At 37.1% G+C, this 18,420-nt stretch carries 19 protein-coding genes; 5 read left to right on the plus strand and 14 right to left on the minus strand.

All coding sequences use genetic code 11. The annotated features are described in order from the left end of the window. Nucleotides 1-35 precede the first annotated feature (35 nt). The 3 genes from vanR (at nt 36) to BN3326_RS10370 (ending at nt 2,267) form a co-directional block, all read left to right on the plus strand. Nucleotides 36-740, plus strand: coding sequence for a VanR-ABDEGLN family response regulator transcription factor (gene vanR / locus BN3326_RS10360; RefSeq protein ID WP_069999115.1), 705 nt, complete (start codon nt 36-38; stop codon nt 738-740). Continuing rightward, entirely contained in the window at nt 733-1,827 is a 1,095-nt protein-coding gene (locus tag BN3326_RS10365) for a sensor histidine kinase (protein ID WP_069999116.1), read from the plus strand. Before vanR ends, BN3326_RS10365 begins: the two co-directional genes overlap by 8 nt. A gap of 203 nt (nt 1,828-2,030) precedes the next feature. Beyond that, nucleotides 2,031-2,267, plus strand: a complete 237-nt coding sequence (locus tag BN3326_RS10370; protein ID WP_074463605.1) for an alanine racemase C-terminal domain-containing protein — start codon at nt 2,031-2,033, stop codon at nt 2,265-2,267. 82 nt (nt 2,268-2,349) lie between these two features. On the opposite strand, the gene BN3326_RS10375 is transcribed toward BN3326_RS10370, so the two are convergent. Next, nucleotides 2,350-2,685 (minus strand): winged helix-turn-helix transcriptional regulator, encoded by a 336-nt coding sequence (locus BN3326_RS10375; RefSeq protein WP_069999118.1) that lies wholly within the window; start codon nt 2,683-2,685, stop codon nt 2,350-2,352. Between the two features lie 169 nt (nt 2,686-2,854). Here BN3326_RS10375 and BN3326_RS10380 point away from each other — a divergent pair, with 169 nt between their 5' ends. After that, nucleotides 2,855-3,727, plus strand: coding sequence for an SDR family oxidoreductase (locus tag BN3326_RS10380; RefSeq protein WP_069999119.1), 873 nt, complete (start codon nt 2,855-2,857; stop codon nt 3,725-3,727). A gap of 184 nt (nt 3,728-3,911) precedes the next feature. Here the strand turns inward: BN3326_RS10380 and BN3326_RS10385 are convergent, their stop codons facing one another. The 5 genes from BN3326_RS10385 to BN3326_RS10405 form a co-directional block, all read right to left on the minus strand. Beyond that, the gene (locus BN3326_RS10385) at nt 3,912-5,288 is read right to left on the minus strand and encodes an FtsW/RodA/SpoVE family cell cycle protein (RefSeq protein ID WP_069999120.1); all 1,377 of its coding nucleotides are present in this window, start codon (nt 5,286-5,288) and stop codon (nt 3,912-3,914) included. After that, the gene (locus tag BN3326_RS10390) at nt 5,272-5,622 is read right to left on the minus strand and encodes a PadR family transcriptional regulator (protein ID WP_069999121.1); all 351 of its coding nucleotides are present in this window, start codon (nt 5,620-5,622) and stop codon (nt 5,272-5,274) included. Before BN3326_RS10390 ends, BN3326_RS10385 begins: the two co-directional genes overlap by 17 nt. 126 nt (nt 5,623-5,748) lie before the next feature. After that, a complete protein-coding gene (locus tag BN3326_RS10395; protein ID WP_069999122.1) occupies nt 5,749-6,783 on the minus strand; it encodes a hypothetical protein in 1,035 nt (344 codons plus the stop codon). A gap of 10 nt (nt 6,784-6,793) precedes the next feature. Continuing rightward, the gene (locus BN3326_RS10400; RefSeq protein WP_242875983.1) at nt 6,794-7,681 is read right to left on the minus strand and encodes a M56 family metallopeptidase; all 888 of its coding nucleotides are present in this window, start codon (nt 7,679-7,681) and stop codon (nt 6,794-6,796) included. A 37-nt stretch (nt 7,682-7,718) separates the two neighbouring features. Next, entirely contained in the window at nt 7,719-8,078 is a 360-nt protein-coding gene (locus tag BN3326_RS10405) for a BlaI/MecI/CopY family transcriptional regulator (RefSeq protein WP_069999124.1), read from the minus strand. A gap of 300 nt (nt 8,079-8,378) precedes the next feature. Between BN3326_RS10405 and BN3326_RS10410 the strand changes: the two genes are divergently transcribed. Further along, the gene (locus BN3326_RS10410; protein ID WP_083258633.1) at nt 8,379-9,326 is read left to right on the plus strand and encodes a C39 family peptidase; all 948 of its coding nucleotides are present in this window, start codon (nt 8,379-8,381) and stop codon (nt 9,324-9,326) included. Nucleotides 9,327-9,372: 46 nt separating this feature from the next. Here the strand turns inward: BN3326_RS10410 and BN3326_RS22380 are convergent, their stop codons facing one another. From BN3326_RS22380 to BN3326_RS10450, 8 genes are all read right to left on the minus strand, one after another. Beyond that, the gene (locus BN3326_RS22380; protein ID WP_242875984.1) at nt 9,373-9,705 is read right to left on the minus strand and encodes a DUF6897 domain-containing protein; all 333 of its coding nucleotides are present in this window, start codon (nt 9,703-9,705) and stop codon (nt 9,373-9,375) included. A gap of 49 nt (nt 9,706-9,754) precedes the next feature. Continuing rightward, the gene (locus BN3326_RS10420; RefSeq protein ID WP_069999125.1) at nt 9,755-11,548 is read right to left on the minus strand and encodes a DUF4153 domain-containing protein; all 1,794 of its coding nucleotides are present in this window, start codon (nt 11,546-11,548) and stop codon (nt 9,755-9,757) included. Nucleotides 11,549-11,749: 201 nt separating this feature from the next. Next, complete coding sequence (locus tag BN3326_RS10425; RefSeq protein ID WP_069999126.1) at nt 11,750-12,496, minus strand: nitroreductase family protein; 747 nt, start codon at nt 12,494-12,496, stop codon at nt 11,750-11,752. Between the two features lie 227 nt (nt 12,497-12,723). Beyond that, nucleotides 12,724-13,284, minus strand: coding sequence for an NUDIX hydrolase (locus BN3326_RS10430; RefSeq protein ID WP_069999127.1), 561 nt, complete (start codon nt 13,282-13,284; stop codon nt 12,724-12,726). Between the two features lie 255 nt (nt 13,285-13,539). Continuing rightward, nucleotides 13,540-14,946: an ABC transporter substrate-binding protein gene (locus tag BN3326_RS10435; RefSeq protein WP_069999128.1), complete on the minus strand. Its 1,407-nt coding sequence runs from the start codon at nt 14,944-14,946 to the stop codon at nt 13,540-13,542. Between the two features lie 40 nt (nt 14,947-14,986). Further along, the gene (locus BN3326_RS10440; RefSeq protein ID WP_069999402.1) at nt 14,987-15,808 is read right to left on the minus strand and encodes a carbohydrate ABC transporter permease; all 822 of its coding nucleotides are present in this window, start codon (nt 15,806-15,808) and stop codon (nt 14,987-14,989) included. Beyond that, nucleotides 15,808-16,749 (minus strand): carbohydrate ABC transporter permease, encoded by a 942-nt coding sequence (locus BN3326_RS10445; protein ID WP_083258634.1) that lies wholly within the window; start codon nt 16,747-16,749, stop codon nt 15,808-15,810. The genes BN3326_RS10440 and BN3326_RS10445 overlap by 1 nt, the downstream gene beginning before the upstream one ends. Before the next feature lie 233 nt (nt 16,750-16,982). Continuing rightward, complete coding sequence (locus BN3326_RS10450; protein ID WP_069999129.1) at nt 16,983-18,344, minus strand: DUF4830 domain-containing protein; 1,362 nt, start codon at nt 18,342-18,344, stop codon at nt 16,983-16,985. Nucleotides 18,345-18,420 lie beyond the last annotated feature (76 nt).

The raw sequence follows: 18,420 nt of genomic DNA on the forward strand, positions 1-18,420 counted from the left end.
AGAATATAGTCATACCAAAATAAAGGAAGGTTTTTATGTGTATTAATATTTTAGTAGTAGATGATGAACAGCCTATTGCAGACTTAGTTGAAGTCTACTTAAAAAACGATAATTATAATGTGTATAAATTTTATACGGGCAAGGAGGCCTTGGCGTGCTTGCCCCAGGTAACATTTGATCTTGCCATATTAGATGTGATGCTGCCAGATATAGATGGCTTTAAAATCTGTCAAAAGATTAGAGAAAAGTACTACTTTCCTATTATAATGCTGACGGCCAAAGTTGAGGATATAGATAAAATCATGGGATTAACCCTTGGTGCAGATGACTATATCACAAAACCATTTAACCCCCTAGAACTCTCAGCCCGGGTAAAAACCCAGCTTAGAAGGTACAAAAAGTATAACCCTGGTGAACACTTAGACGAAGTTGAAATATCCAAAAACGTATTTGATTTTAGGGGACTTGTCATTAACAAAGACAGTCACAAATGTACACTCTACGGCAACCCCATTACGCTGACGCCAATAGAATTTTCGATTCTCTGGCATTTATGCGAAAACAAAGGCAAGGTCGTTTCTTCTGAAGATCTCTTTGAAGCAGTCTGGGGCGAAAAATACTTAGATAACAATAATACTGTCATGGCTCATGTGGCACGGCTCCGTGAAAAAATGAATGAGCCTTCCAGAAAACCGAAGTTCATTAAAACTGTATGGGGGGTTGGCTATACCATTGAGTAATAAAAACCGTCCCGTTCGTCATAAATTATCCAGAATAATCTTTATGAAGTTTTTTACTGCACTCATTCTTTATAGTATTGGGTTAGTTTTATCACTTTTTTGGGCAAGGATGTTTTTTGGTTTATTTATTTGGCATAGAACATCAAACCTCTACTGGTTTTTAAAAGATCTCGATAATAACCGCATTCTTATTATTCTATTTTTATGGGTAATAGGTGCCGTCATTATTTTCCTCGTTTACTGGCAAAAAACACTGGGCTATATCGATGTGATGCTGGAAGCTGGCAAGCAGCTTGTAGCCGAAGATGATACACTCATTCATTTGCCAGGCGAGCTTAGGGAGGTCGAAAATCAGATGAATCAGGTCAAACAAGAAGCACTGCGCAATGCGCGCTTAATCAAAGAATCAGAAAGACGAAAAAATGATCTTATTGTTTATCTTGCCCACGATCTGAAGACGCCTCTTACCTCAGTTATTGGCTATCTCACACTGCTTCGCGATGAGCAGCACATTTCTGACGAACTCAAAGCCCGTTACCTGGCAATAGCACTTAGCCGTTCGGAACGACTGGAAGACCTGATTAATGAGTTTTTTGAAATTACCCGCTTTAACTTAAGCAACTTAAGCCTAGAACTAAGCCGAGTCAATATGACAAGGATGCTAGAACAAATCGTTTATGAATTTAAACCTCTATTGGATGAAAAAAATCTAAGGTGTAATTTAGATATTGATCAGAATTTAGACATCCGCTGCGACGTGCCTAAAATAGAAAGAGTACTTGATAATCTTATCCGTAATGCCATTAATTATAGTTTTGAAGATAGTACCCTCTTTATTAGTGCAAAAAAGAAATCGAGTAGCACACAGCTAAAGTTTAAAAACTCCGGAAATACGATACCCACTGAAAAGTTAAATCGTATCTTTGAACAGTTTTTTCGCTTAGACGCTGCCCGTACATCTAAGACAGGCGGCGCCGGTCTTGGGCTTGCTATTGCCAAGGAGATTGTTGAGCTGCATCAAGGAACAATCATTGCACACAGTCAGAATGAGTCGATAGAATTTATCATCGATCTGCCATTTTTATAATCTTTTTTCTGATTTTAAGAAATTTGTAAGATTCCTATTAGAATAACTTAAGTTTTTCATAGTGAAAAATGCATAAACCAAACGCCTTGTTTTGTTACTATTTAAGTAGCACAGCACGGCGTTTTTTATTGCTGTCGTTACTTACTGAATATAAAGGAGATCAGATAAATGGAAAAGAAAAAGATTGCAGTTATTTTTAGCGGATGCTCTTCGGAATACGAAGTGTCCCCATCATCGGAAAGATATGTATGGATCAGCTGATGATAGATGTGACACAGGTTGAAGGGGTTCAAATGAATGACACTGTTACCCTCATCGGCAAAGATCAGTCAGAAGAAATATATTGTGAGGAAATAGCAGAAAAATGCGGCACGATTACCAATGAAATTCTAACTGGCTTAGGAAGCCGTCTAGCCTATCTAACAGCCAATGAATACTAAAGGAATGACCCTTTATGATAGTAGAACGAAAAATAAATCCTATCTCTTTAGTAGGCTTAAAGATCCCATCCCTTTGTGTGACTTATTTTGTATTGTAAAACGTAATATACTTATCTCCCCAGATTTTAAGACTGTTTAATACTTCCGTGAAGTCCTTCCCAATATCACTAAGCTCATATTCTACCTTTGGGGGAACCTGGGCATAAACAGTTCTAGTCACCATACCGTATTCCTCCAAGGTACGCAATTGTTTTGTAAGTGTTGCCTGTGTCATGTCCGGCAACAGTCTTTGCAACTCGTTAAACCTGAGTTTGTTCTCGCTTAAATGCTGTAGAATCATCAACGCCCATTTTCCAGATAATATTTTTTGCGCCGTTGCATAGGGGCACTTTCCAAATAGTTCTTCTAATGTTAACATATGGCCTCCTTATTAGTATCTTTTGAGATACATAGTATCTCAAAAGATACTATGTATTAAAAATGATCGTACTTGTTTATATTAATGTAACCAAATATAATTAACGTATAATTAATTATATCACTAAAAATTGTGATACGCAAATAACGCATATAGGGAGGTAGAAACTATGAAAATGTTAGTAACAGGCGCAACAGGAAAACTAGGATCAAAGATTGTAGAAACTTTATTAAAAAGTGTGTCAGCAAGTGAGCTTGCTGTCAGTGTCCGTAATCCTGAGAAAGCAGAAGGATTAAAAAGCCGTGGCGTAGAGGTTAGACAAGGTGATTTTGATCATCCTGAAACATTGGTGTCCGCCTTTTCAGGTATTGATAGGTTATTGATTATTTCAGCAGATGGTGATAATGCAACAAGAATCAGACAACATACCAATGCGGTAGCTGCTGCTAAGCAGGCCGGTGTTAAGTTCATTGCTTATACCAGTTTGGGCAATGCAGAGGAGAGCTCCTTATTCCTCGCTCCAGTACATCGCACAACAGAAGATGCCATTTTAAAAACCGGCATTCCTTATTCTTTTCTCAGAAACAACTGGTACTTAGAAAATGAGATTGGAAGTATCCAAGGCGTACTGTCAGGATCCCCTTGGATAACATCTGCCAGTACTGGCAAGGTAGGCTGGGCACTGCAAAAGGATTATGCAGAAGCAGCTGCTGCCGTACTGTCTGGCAGCGGAGGACACGACAATACAATCTATGAACTTTCTGGAACTCCCATGACTCAAGAAGCATTAGCCTCTGCTCTTGGAAAGGTATTAGGCAAAGAAGTTCCAGTTCAACAGGTAGATGATGCTGCTTATGCCGATATCATGAAAGGTGCAGGCGTACCAGATTTTGTAGTGCCTATGCTGGTCGACATCCAAAAAGCCATTCGAGAGGGTACACTGGAGATAGAGAGTAATGATTTCGAAAAACTGCTTGGGCGCAAACCAACACCCCTTAGTGAGGGGCTAGAACAAATAATCAGCTCTCTCTCCAATAAATAGGACTAATCTTTGCAAAAGCGCATTATCCAGTGATTTGGATAATGCGCTTTATTAATGCTCCTTATGATCTATACAGAAAAAACATAGACTTCCCGTTATTCATGATGTTAATGTTGTTTCTCACAATCCTTTTCATATCCCACATTATGTTGAACAACTAAAAGTTAAAGATGTGGCATCTATACTACTTAGTATTCAAATGAATAATTATCTTTCCATCCATTATTTCAAATAAAGTATTTCTTGCCCCTGTAGATATAATTGTCTGTTCACGAGCCAAGTCACCTGATTTAAATACCGAAAGCATTATCCCTATTAGAATCATATTTATTATTGTAGCTGTTCTCCCATAAGAAATAAGGGGTAGTGTCAGTGGCGAAAACAATGGGAACCCTAAGTTATTTGCAACATAAAGAATAACTTGTACTGTAAAAGCAATTAAGACAGAAGCAGCTATCAATCTTCCTAAGACATTCTTTTGCCTTAAAAAAAGCATAATAGCTCGGGTAATAAATAATGATATTACGATCATTATTATAATAAATGATATCCAGCCAAACCTATGTATTAAATAAGTTAGCAAATAATCATCTATACCTATGTATGCAGTAGGCAACATAATACTTCCGTTTACTTCCAAGGTTCCTGCCCCAAACAATTTAGCATTTGCTATTATCTTTCTTGTTATATTTACCATATAACCTGCCCCCATTGGGTCAAGGGATGGATTGATGGTAATTAACAGTCTATTTAACCGATAAGGACTATTACTTATCATAATAAAAGCACTCATCACCGCTGTCATAATCGTTGGAATATAAGCAAGCAGTAATCCATTTAACTTTTTAACATTAAAATTACCTTTACAAATAGAAAAGGTGAGTAGGATAAGATAACTCAATGAATATAAAATCACACTGGAAAGACTCGGAATAGCCATGCCAATAAATAGGGTTATCCCCCAAAACAAACCACTTACAATAATCCCCAAATATCCTTTACTTCTCATACTATAAATTATTCCTGCAAAAGTTGTTGGAAAAAACAACAGCATAAACTGCGCATAAAAGTATTGTCCATTGACAAGAGGTGTTATCATCATTATTCCGATTGTTGCACTTATAAGTCCAAAAAAGATTGTTTTAGGATACCTTCCTATAATTGTAAAATCTATAAAGTAGGCACCCACCATTCCCCCAATACCAAGTATGGTGCTGATAATACTCTTAGTCAGCATCTCCGGCCTATTAGAATCATACATGACAAATGCACGAATAATAAGTCCTATTAAAAGTATAATACCAGTCAGTATTATTATACTCCATTCAGTTTTAGGTCTATGGGTTCTATCAAGTTCCATTCCAACAAAAATAGGATCTCCCATTTCTGCTATTGCTCTATCCGTGGCCATTTCTTCATCTAACCCATTAGACATAAAAGCACTTTTTTGGTCAATAATATGATCTTCTATCTCTTTCGAAATGATATCATGAGCTTTTTTCCATCTTATTTGTTCACAAACAGTTTTTAGGTATTCATTGATCTTAGTGGACTGTTGCAACACTTGCACCTCCTTGTAAAACCTGATTAACAGCAGAAGTGTAAGTCTTCCATTCATCCTTTTTCTCAGCAAGCATTTCCTTACCTTTTTTTGTAATACTATAGTATTTTCTCACTCTCCCAGTATCTGCATTTTTATCATATGAATTTATCATGCGCTGCTCTTCAAGAGTATGTAATAAAGGATAAAGCGTCCCCGCTTTTAGTGCAAATGTATCATCAGATTTTTTTGCAAGTTCCTCTATCATTTGATAACCATACATATCTTTATCTTCAAGTAACTTTAGTATGAGCATTGTTGTACTTCCGGTTAGCAAACTTTTATTAATAGCCATATCACTTAAACCTCCTCTATATAGATCATCTATATATCTGCATTATATATAGATGATCTATATATGTCAAGACCGTTAAAACTATCTCTGTTTGTGCTAACCTTGCACCTGACTTGGTTTTTTCATTTACCTTGCTTTCAACACTCCACCTTCATAAACAATATCCGCCAAATACTTCCTGGCTGTGAGATTAAAATCAATTAAGGGTTCTTCTCCCCATTCAACTTTCGCCTCATATAAAGAGAACTCGCCTTCAGGATTTTCTGCCAGCATCATATCTTCATTCAGATGAACATAGTCCAGTTGGGTCTGCTCCCCACTTTTCAAATCCATATGGCTTACATGTGAACGGTGTAAACCTGAACCCCATGAATGGGTATATAATAGTTCGTATTGTCCATCTTTATTAAAATCACATACTTTGATATCCACAACGCCGAGGCCGCCAAAGTAGTCTCCAAGCCTATAAATTTTTTCTCTATAAAGCAAAAATGAGGCGCAGTCTTCACTGGATTTAAAAATTTGGGCTTCGGTTTTTTCTAATACTTCTTGTGGCGTAATATTAAACCAATTGTCATATAAAACATCTTTTTTAATACCTTCGCCCAGCTCTTGCTGCAGTAGGTTTAAAAAAGTTTCTACGCCATCCTTCGTCCCCTTAATCCTTAAAGTTTTAGGAGAACTTTCGACTGAATCAGTTGCTATTGTAACCTTTTTAAAAACAGCTGAGGGTTTTATAACTCCCGGGAATCCCTGCAAAAATATCAATGAGGAGCTATCTTCAATTTTAAGAGCTATATTTTCAGGCGCCTGATCAGAAAATTGGGCTGTATTTTCCCTAATTGTAAGTAAAATTTGATTCTCTTCTTTTATCCAGCTGCCCTTCAGATACCTATCAATGCCTAAGGCTAGTGTAAATTCCCCATCTTTAGTAAGTTCTAGCTCTGGTAGAAAAGAGGAATATAGATTGATGTGGAAAGTTATATATTTACCTTCATATCCAACAAAATCTATTGCCCCTTCAGTCTCTTTATCATAGGTTTCCAGCTTTCCCTCTAGCTTTTTAACAGTTTCACTGTCTTTAGAAACTGGGCTTATGACATAATATATAAGTCCTAAAACTGCTCCAAGTATCCCAAATAATAAAACTATTTTTTTCATGATTTCCTCCCTATCCCACCGCATTGGTAAGCAAAATAAATGCAAGTACTAAAATGAATGCCCCAAAGAAAACCGAAGAGGCTATTGTTAATTGTTTATAGAGTAACATTTTTTCTATTCTCGTTTTTAATTTTGCCCCTCCAAACGCTGATGCAAATAGCATCTTTGTATGCATGGTACTTAATAGGGCCTTGGTATAAGCTTTTTTCTTAGCAGTATTACAGTTTTTTAGTACCTTAGCATCACAGGCGAATTCCATATCTTCAAAAAAACATTTAAGAAAAATCCATATAAAAGGGTTAAACCAATGCAGGCAAGCCGTCACAATAATAATGATCCTGATTAAATTGTCCCATCGCCTGATATGTACCTGCTCATGCATGATAATATAGGGCATGTCTTCTTTTGTAATGCTATATGGCAAAACAATTTTAGGCCTAAAAATGCCATACACTGCCGGAGCAGCTATTTTATCTGACTGATAAATATTCCCTTTTAAGTGAATTGCCTCTTTTATTTCCACTTTTGACAAATAATAAAAAAACCCACATAAAATAAGTGCTGCTGCAAAAAGGAGCAGCCATATTCCTGCAAAAACTTCGAAGGTTTTTTCTAGCCAATGATACTTATAGGTAATGGGAAAGTAGCTGTCTGCTACCATAATAGTATTCATCATTGTCATTTTGGGAAGTTTATGAAACCCCTGCCCTATCATCAAAGTTCGCATTGTAAATTGTGCTATCAGCTGCATTAAACTATAAGGACTGGCAATACCAACAGGTATCCAAAAACGCAGTACAGGAACTGTCCATAGTATATATATCACCGTGGCGGGAAGCTTCGTTATTTTGCGAAGTAATAAAACAATAAAGCCTGTCATCGTTCCTAAAATACTCATATTAATTACCCAATAAAAAACCTCACTCACCATCCTATCACCGCTTTTCTATCATTTCTTTTAACTGTGCAAGTTCCTCTTCTGTTAGTGTCTCATCTTTTAGAAATGCTGCAAAAAAAGCTTTTTTTGAGCCATTATAAAGTTTTTCAATAAGCATACGGGTTTCACCTTTTTGAACCTCATTTTTATTAATCTGCGTGGTACAGACAAAATCTGGCTCTGTACGCCGAATAGCTTTTTTATCAATGAGTTTTTTTAGAATTGTATAGGTGGTGTTTTTATTCCATCCTATGGTGTCAGCTGCAATAAGGCTCACCTCCTTAGCCGTTACTGGTTCTTTTTCCCAAATTATCTCCATGATCTTAAGTTCACTGTCAAATAGTTTTATGTGTGACATGCTTTCTCCTCCAGACTACTGCAATAGTTTATTTAAGACTACTACAATAGTCCACCTTCCGTCAATAGCTATTTATTGGAAAAACTTATTTTCAGCTTGAACACTCTTAAGAAATTCGTAAGATTTTTATTAGAATAAATTAAGTTTTTCATAGTGAAAAATGTATAAACAAAATGATCTGTTTTGTTACTATTTAAGTATCACAGCAAGTCATTTTTCTCTTATGAATACTGCTGTATAACTTAGAAAGCCGCTCGGCTTATCTACCAACGAATGAATACTATTAAGGAGTGACCTCTTATGACAGAACAACTAAGCATAAATAGATCAAAACAGATGAGTAAGCAAAAGCGCCTCTACCGCAAAAGGCTAGGGCTAATAAAAGCAGTCCTTGCTTGGATCATCGTTTTAATTGCGGGCAAAATGCTTATAGAAGAAACATCAAGAGTATTTAACCGAAACCAGCAATTTTTCAAAGAGGCCGATAAAGGTGCAGATAACTTACAAGATGCCTCCCCCATAGAAATCGCCTCCTCTTCCAATTTCCCTGACCTTATCAAGGAGCTCATTACTCTTAAAGAGTCTCATAGCGCACTTTCACAAAAGGTCGACCGCATAATAGCTAATGAAGAAACTTATCCCGAAAAAATACTGCAGCTTCTTATAAGAAATCCTGAGACCATTGATTTCGTCCTTGATTATCCATCTCGGGTGGGCAGTGAGGTACTAGAAGACGTTTATTTAGCTGAGGACATTACACCAGGTGAAATCCCCTTATTTCTTCAATGGGATAAACGCTGGGGTTATGCCTCATACGGAGATGGCATTATAGGATTAGATGCCTGTGGCCCCACCAGCTTAGCTATGGTGGCTGTTGGCTTAACAGGCAATACTTCCTATTCTCCTATGTATGTTGCAAAATTTAGTGAGGAGGCAGGCTACTTTATAACTGGCAGCGGTACATCTTGGGCACTTATGAAGCAAGGAGCTTCTCACTTTGGCTTAAGTTCCCAGGAAATCACTTTAAACAAAAGTATGATGATTAAGCATCTTGACCAAGGTCGTCCCATTATAGCCAGCATGTCCCCCGGAGACTTTACCAGCTCAGGCCATTTTATCGTAATACATGATTATAATGAAGAAGGTTTTTACGTACATGACTCAAACAGCATCGCGCGTAGTCATACAATCTGGTCTTATGCTGTACTTTCTGGTCAGATAAAAAATATGTGGGCCTTCTCTGTTTAAGGAGAATCAGCCCACATTCTATTCGTGCTTCTATTTTATTTGGCTTTTAAACAATCTTGATACTTTGTACAAAATCGGCATTGACAAGTTCGTTACCTTTCTTCGTTTCAACTTCAATCCAGTTTTCATTGACGTCTCTGATCTTTCCAGCTACAGCTGTTCCCATAGAGCCTGTTGTTATCTTGCAGTATTTTCCCATATATTTTTTAATGATTTCGTTTGTCATTATCCCTACACCCTTTCTTCTCTTTATTTTTTGAAGTATTAACCGTTTTGCTTCCTGCTGCTGTGGCCAAATGATAAAAAACAATACAAACAGCGGCATATACACCCCTATCCATGTTGATGTATCCAATAGCATTTCACCATCTTTCTTCATATAAGTATACTATCATTATCTATTGTATTAAATATATATTATTTTCAGTCTATTGTCTAGCCTCTGCAAATAAAACATAGAGGACATAATCCATACCTGAATTCTCATCACTGCCAGATGTATAATGAACATTTTGAAATATAATTCTCATCTTATAATCATTTTTAGTCACATCAAAGCTCATCTCTTCCGGTGAGAATACTGCCCTTGTCATCGTGTGCTCACCAATAAGTCCCGCAGCAAAGTCCTTAAGCCCTGTTCCTATCAGTTCATTCCCCTGTGCATCTAAGACAGCAACATATACTTCATCACGAGAGGTCTTATTAAACTTCAGCTGGTAGGCATTTCCATCCAGTTCAAACGCACTGTCTTGTGGTCCTTTTTCATCCATATATCTTCCTGCAAATGCACTCAGAAGCACATCATATCCTTCAACCATCAGCGGCAGCTGGGTATCCAGTGAAGCATTAAAGTATTGCCTTTCTCCTTGGTAAGAAGGATAACTAGGCTCAAATCCAAAGACTGGCTCTAGATCATGATAAACGTCAAAATCCTCTGGCAGCCAGTTGATATACTTAAGTGAACTGTTTCTTTCAAGATATTGCAAGATACTGGTAGTCTCAATTTTTGTATGTTCTGATGCATCTTCTTTAGCTGTAATTTGACCATTAACCAACATCCCTTCATTTTTAAGAATGGATTCTATTCTGCTGATTTGACTGTAGCGTGAAACCGTAAAAGCATCCACAGGCGGAAGGATAGAAAGGATTGCAAAGGCCGCCGCAAGTAATGCAAGACGTTCATTTTTTGAAACTTTACTAAAACTTAGAATGAGCCCTGCTAGGATTGAAAAAATGCCAAACAGAATAATATAGTATCTTGATTCAGTCAGCCCATAAGCATTCAAACGGATACCCGCAGAGATAAGCTGCATGATAACAATCGGAATGAGCATTTTAGGAAATACCTTACGGTAAAATAAAACCCACTTATTTTCTAAGAGACTTGACAGTATAAAAATCACAAGACCGGCTGCCGAGTAAATAAGCACCATTGGCCCAACCTGCCCCGAAGGCCACGCAAGCGTAAAGAGTATCTTGATAAAATAGGCAATAAGTACCAGCGTGTAGGTGCTTATGAGCGGAATAGCGATATTTGAAACAAGAATATCAAGGAATTTCGGATAAAGGCCAGCGCGCCTGTTCATCTCTTCTTCCGCTTCAGATTCCAAGCTGAATTTAGGTAGAAGTGACAAATAATAAACAGGCGCAAATACCACCCATATTACTGTCATGGTATAGGCATAAGTATCACTATTCACCTTAAAAAGCAAAATATGAATGGTTGCAATAATGGCGGCAATACCCGCTGACAAAACCCCTGAATACAACAGGGAAGTAAAAAAAGACTTAAAGTGAATAAGGGCAGTCAAGTTGAAATTAGCTGTTGATTTATAGGAGGGTATCCATAATCCCATGCAAACCAGCGCAAAAACTGCCACTAAGCTCCTCACTGTAATCTCCGCACTTATCTCAGGTGCAGGCAGCAAAATGAGAAAATACCCTAAAAGAAGCCCTCCTGCTGCTCCATAGGATAAGATCCGCTTCTTCAAAAGCGTCTTAAACCTTTCAACTGCAAATTGTGAAGCCACCCCAAGCACTGCACCTACGACAAACGTGAACATCAGTTTTTGAAGCATCAACGATGGTGGCTCACTTGTCGCAATCAGCTTAAAAATAACTGCTGTAGCTGCCAGTAAGCTCATCACTGTCATTGGAAAACGCAACCCTGCGCGGGAAATACCTTGAATACTGCTAATTATTATTTCTCTTAAACGTCTCATAAATTTCTACCTCTTCATCTATTTCTAAAATTTTTAATATGAAATTGTTATTTAAATTTTAGACGAAATACTCCATATTTTGTTCCATATGCATTGTTAAAATTAAATGCTTAGTACCAAAAACGTCTTTGGATCTAAAACCCAGGATCTATTATAACCTGCGTACTTCCAATATGTTACTCTATATCCTTGATTTTCCCCCTAAAGTAAATTGTATATGGCAACAGGTATTAGTTCAGCTTTATCCTCTTCTTCGCAAAGAAATCGTTGAAAAGAAATATGATTATACAACAGCGCTAAGTCTAAAAAATATAGAAAAATCCCCATATCAATTGTGTTATAAAACGGTACTTTATCTTTAGGCATAATAGATTTAACTTTTGTTGTCCTATATACTTTCAATTGATTTTTCTCACAAATAACCCGCCATGGCTGAGTATTACAGGCACTTGGAGCATATTTTACAACTTCAGCTACTCTTTCTAATCTTGAGCCCCCCTTCCAGATTTCCTGTGTTTCTTTTCTCTTGCATTTTGTATAATCTTTTCTAAACTCATGAGGATAGCCTTTACCTAGTGCCATCATAATCACAAATTTTAAGTTGTCATGCTCCGGCACTTGTGTTTTTCCCATTCCATACCAACATACCCCAATATCTTTACTTGCCAAATATAAATCCAATTGCTCAAACATATAACCAATATTTAATAAAAAATTCTCTTCTTCTTCACTGTAAATAAGTAGACAATACTCCCCTCGTTTACAGGTAGTTTCTTCCCTTGGCACAATACGGTACTTAACATCTATAGTGTCCACAAGTACTATTAACTCTTTAACTTTTTCATCAATATCATAGATTTCATCACGCGAGAGCTTAAGGGTATCATTAAATCTTCTGAATGACTTTCTTTTAAAAATCATTTGATAATATGCCTTATCTATCACCATTCATTATTCTCCTATTATTTAGTACACCGATGTCTAAAATAATCATATAATGCTTTAAAATCAAAAACAATCTACTTTTTAAAATTTTCTGATTGCAGTTTATCTTGTTATTTATAATACGGTAAAATCTATTGTTCCCTTTGAAGTATAAAAACCCCTGCAAAAATGAGCCGTTATATGACATACGGCTCACCTACTTCTATCTCAAAAATACTTAATAGCTTTAATTAAATCTCCCTAGCCCTTTCTATAATTTTCTTATAGATTTCAATCAAATAGGGTTCATTTGAGTATTGTTCCAGTTTGTTAACCTCAACCCAGCTGACACCGCTGGTTTCTTCTTTGTTAATTACAAGTCTTTCGTTTTCATCTGCTATTAAGACATATGATGTATTCAAATGCAAATGTGATGATACGTATACGCCTCTTTTTCTATGTCCGTATACGGGTATAATATCAACAGAAGCTAAATCATCTGACAGAGGCAGTATGTTAGAAACCCCGGTCTCTTCTCTCGCCTCTTTTAGTGCTACTTCCAGCATATTACTATCACCATCTGCATGCCCGCCAGTCCAAGCCCAAGTGTTATAAATGTTATGATAAATCATAAGTATTTTATCTAAGGATTTGTTTAAGATTAATCCTGAACTTGTCATATGGGCTATTTGATTTTCTCTCGTCAAGATATTGTGGTAAAAGTGCTCAATGTACTGTAAGATAATCTTTTTATCGCTTTTTTCTTGTTCATTAACAGGTTCATACTTGAGTATTTCTTCTCTAAAATACATCCGCTTCTCACCTCTTTTTTAATATTGCATTAAGACTAAAAGTTTCTATAGATTGAACTTTCAATTAGTAACCACTATATCTTATTTCAGTTGAAAGTTCAACCTAGCCTCAGTGGTGGTTTTATATTGTTAGTGACCGTTATAAAATATAAAACCCTTCAACCTAGAATACTCTAAGTTAAAGGGTTCGTTCTATTACTAACTATACGCTGCACCTAAGCAGATATTCTTTATCCAAATTGTCCATAATGCTATTTATTTTGTCTTATTATACTTCTCAATCGCTTTATTTATTGTTTCTGCTGACTTTGCTACAGCTGCTTCGGCGCTTATTTCATTATTGAGAAGCTTCTCAAGATTTTCTTCTATAGTACTTCTGGCTTCTGGAAATACCGCCAGCAGCGCCCCTTTGCTGCCTGTGCTGTCATGTAGCTGATTAATCGCTGTTTTAAATTGTGGCTGCGCTTCTAAATGCGCCGTCATATCAGCAAGCTTATACGCTTCTGTTGTAATAGGGAAATAGCCTGTTGCTTTGGCCCATTCAACCTGCACCTGGGGTGATACCATGTATTTCACATATTCCCAAGCAGCTTTAGCCTTTGCATCATCTTTCTTGTCCATAATCCAAAGAGAACCTCCGCCAATAGATACCCCGCCTTTATCTTCTTGTCTAATACTTGGAAGATATGCCGTTCCTAACTCAAACTTGCCGTTGATTTTATTTTTAATTCCTGCAAGAGAAGCTGTTGAAGCTAATGTCATACAAGAGTTGCCTGCTATAAAAGCTTCTTGGTTCACATCTGAGTCTCTGCCTAAATTAATAAGTGCACCACTTTCTACAGCCTCTTTCCACTTATTCATAATACTTAAAGCCCCACCGTTTGTATCAAAACTAACTGCTGTGGCACCATCTTCTCTGCCATTGCCATTATTGGCATACTCAAGTTCAGATTTAACTAAAAACTGTTCAAAAAACCAACCGTATATTTGAATATTTGCCCCATATCTCGTTACTTTATCTCCTTCTTTTTTAACCAGTTTTTTAGAGGTTTCAATTAACTCGTCAAAATTAACTGGCGCTTTTTCTGGATCTAAACCAGCTTCTTTAAAAGCATCTTTATTATAGTAAAGAAGAGGTGTTGAACTGTTAAAAGGCATGGAATAAAGCTGATCATCAATCGTATAATAAGCGAGTATATTTTGCTCTAACTGTGAGGCATCATAACCTTCCCCATCTATAAAATCTTGCATTCTATAAGCATAACCACTGTCTATCATCCATCTTGTGCCAATGTCATAAAGCTGCATCACATCTGGTCCTGCATCCCCAAGAGCAGAATTTTTAAGTTTATTAATGGCCTCATCATAAGTTCCCTGATATTGTACTTCTACTGCAACGTTATTCTGAGAAGCGTTAAATGCATCTGTAAGTTTTTGAATGGACTCACCCCCGGCACCTCCCATAGAATGCCAAAAAGTGATATGTACAGGCTCATCATTTTTGTCTGCTACTGGCTTATTGGTTTCTTGGGCACTGACACTTACTTTACCCTCAGTCTGAGACGCAGCACTGGTTGGGCTGCTAGCTGCACAACCAGCCAAGGCTCCCGCTGCTAGTGTCCCCACTGCTATAAAACTTACTGCTTTACCTACGATTTTCATTTTCTTACCTCCACAAATTAATTTTTAATAGTTTTTAAACCTATCCCTTAATAGCTCCTGCTATCATGCCGTCTACTAATTTTTTCTGTCCGATAATAAAAATAATGACAGAAGGAATAATAATCATCAGCGCACCGGCTAAAATAACTTCATAATTTTTGCCTTCTGAAAACTGCAGCATACTAATACCAATCTGCACTGTTCTCTTCGCCGGATTATTAATAGTAAGCAGCGGCCACATATATTGATTCCAAGTATTAATAAAAGCATATATTCCTAAAGACGCCATAACTGGTTTAGAAATGGGCATCAGTATTTTTATAAGAAAAAGAAACTTGCTGCAGCCGTCAATCGCAGCTGCTTGCTCTAAATCTCTCGGTACCGTCAGGTAATATTGTCTGATCATGAAAATACCTAAGGCAGAGGTTAAAAAAGGAATCACAAGTACTTTTAAGCTGTCATTCCACCCAAAACTGCTTACTGTAAGATAGTTCGATACAATAGTAGCCTCTCCAGGAATCATCATTGTTGCAAGTACTGCTATAAATAATAGCTTTTTTCCCTTAAATTCAAAAAAAGCAAAGGCATAAGCGGCTAAGCTGCATGTTATGATTTGACCAAAGGTCACAAGTATGCATACAATGCTGCTATTTATTAAAAATTGGCCAAAAGGCACCATGCTTAGAGCCTTTTTGTAATTTTCAAAAGTAGGTTGATTGGAAATAAGCTGCGGAGGATACTGTGACATTTCTGCCGAGCTCATAAGACTTAGTGAAAAAGCATATAAAATAGGTGCTGCTATAATAGCTGAAGCTATTATATTAAAGAGTATAAGTAAGTATTTATTGCGACAAGATGGCATCACTGGTAATGTACTCCTTTCTTCTCAAAGGCAAACTGTACCATGGTAATAGTAAATACGATAACAAATAAAATAATAGACTGGGTACTTGCCATATCAAACCTGCCATTTACAAAAGCCTCTTTGTAAATGCCGTACACCAATACATTGGTTGCATCTCCTGGTCCCCCTTGCGTCAGAAGCTTGATCTGTCCAAAAGCTTGAAAAGCATTGACGATGTTCATAAAGATGACAAAGAACATCTGTGGCGTTAAAAGAGGGAGTAAAATACACCTGAGCTTTTGAGTATATCTGGCGCCGTCTATCTCTGCACTTTCTATAAGTTCTGCTGGAATAGACTTAAGGCCTGTTAATAAAAAAATAAAGTTGATCCCCACACCCAGCCATATGGTAACCAGTGCTATAGCCCAAAGCGCTGTTTTAGGATCTGCAAGCCACCTTATATCTGTCTTAAGAAGTGCATTGGCAATGCCATTCGTTGGATGAAAGATCATCGTCCATATAATAGCTGCCGGCGCCGAAGCAATAGCCATAGGCATAGAAAACATAACTTCATAAATCCGTTTTCCCTTGATGTTATGATTCACTAGGAGTGCAAGCAGTAGGCCAATGCCAATACAAGGAATAATAATCATCAGCACAAATCTAAAAGTTACAAACAAACTATTGTAGAAAGCCTCCGAAGCAAAAATTTCTTTATAATTTCCGAGTCCTACAAACTCTACGGCTTTTCCCCTCCTATTGGTAAGTGCTAAACTTAAATAGATTGTTTTAACAAAAGGAAAATACACAAAAGTTCCAAATAAAATAAGGCAGGGTAATAAATACCCATACGGCTCCAATACGTTTTTCTTAGGCTTATTACTAATACGTTTTTCCTTTACTTTCACTTGCTCTATAGAATGATTTAACAAAGATTTTTTTAAGACAACTTCACTCATCGCCTGCTCCTTTCAATCTATACTGAGAAAAAACCTTACCTGGTATTTCTCTATAATATAGACAAAATTTACCATGTTTTCATTAAATTCAAATTATTTAATATTTAAAGCGCGTTAAATTATTGTTAAGTTTTTAGACCAAAAATAAAAAAGCACCCCCTTCTGCAAGAAGTAGTGCCCTTTTTCATCTGATTATTATCACATTTTTTCTTCAATTTCTCTTAGCCTTATCCTTAATGTCCAAAACTTTCTATTTTCCATCCTGTCTGAGGAGATTCATAAACCATCCTGCAATCCCAAAACTGCTCCCCATTCCCTATGGTCCACTCCTTATTATACTGAAGGTTTACGGTTACCCTAAAGATTTTAACACTTTTATCAGTTTCGTCAATTAACTCAACTTTTATCAACTCCGAGGACTTTAGGTTATCAAAACTTGATTTGGCGCCACTATTACCATCAGTTAACGGCAATCCGATACCTTCGTTAAACAATTCCTCATTTGGCATATTTGATGTCAAATGTCCCAGTAGAGTTTTTTTTGAGATACAGTATGCCGCGGTCTTAGCATCTTTATTATTTAGTGCTTTGAAATATTCCTTGATAACCTGTTCCGGCTCTAATTTGGATAGTCTTTCCTCCGTGTTGTCCGCTTGAACTCTATCCGTGAACCACTCGTTAAGCATTTGACCTGTCACCTTTTCAAAGTTGTTTCCTTTTAGACTACAAGCGGTAAAGGCACTGTGCCGCCCGGCGCTGATAAACGCTCCGATTATTTTGCCACCGTTTTTTACAATAATGCCTCTGCCATTTTGTATCGGATAAAACGCCTCAGGCATACTCTCATGGATTCTATAAATTTCAACGTCAATGTCCACGGTATTGGCATATCCGCTCATGTCCAATCCAATATCCTTTGAAAGCTCATTGTTATATGCGAAATAATAGGCGTTTGGATTAAAAGCAGACAAGCTCTTGATATCGCCAAGCTTATTTTTCATCGTGCTAATCTGATAATCCAGCGTCCATCCATAGTCCTTAAACAGTGCTGCGGCATCAGTTCCATCTATATTAAAGGTGCTCTTTGTGTTCTCCAGAAACGAATCAATATAACGCGCAAAATCTGTCCCTGTTTCGTAAATCCCTCCATCTTTTACGATATAGGCTTTGTCGTACAACGTATCGTAGTAAAATCCACAACTATATCCACCCAAGTTGTTAGACAATTTTATTATATACTGATTTGTATGGTTGTTGTTCAGCTCATCCACCGATGCAGGCGTCAGGCTGCTTCTGAGCACTGAATCAATGTAGGACACTATTTGGGCTTCGGTTGTTTCAAACTCATTTGCCGACTTAAAACCCATCATATCGGAGAGAAATGTAATTTTTACGCTGTTATACTCCGTAGCATACGCTGCCACAGGCGTACCTAAAGGGCTTTCTAATAGTGTGTTTATCTCCACACCTTGATGAGACAAGTTTTCAGTCGTAGTTTCTATTTGCTTACTGACTACAAGATACAGGCCGACCATTGCAACAACCACAACCGACACAATCTTGACCCAAAACATAGTCTTTTTATTCTTCAACACCTGCTTCACCCTTCCCCTTATTACCGTTTCTTGTTCTTACTACTCTCAACTGCTCCTTGGATAATCTCATAATAAT

It is taken from the genome of Cellulosilyticum sp. I15G10I2 (assembly GCF_900095725.1).
In the GTDB taxonomy this organism is placed as follows: Bacteria; Bacillota; Clostridia; order Lachnospirales; family Cellulosilyticaceae; genus FMMP01.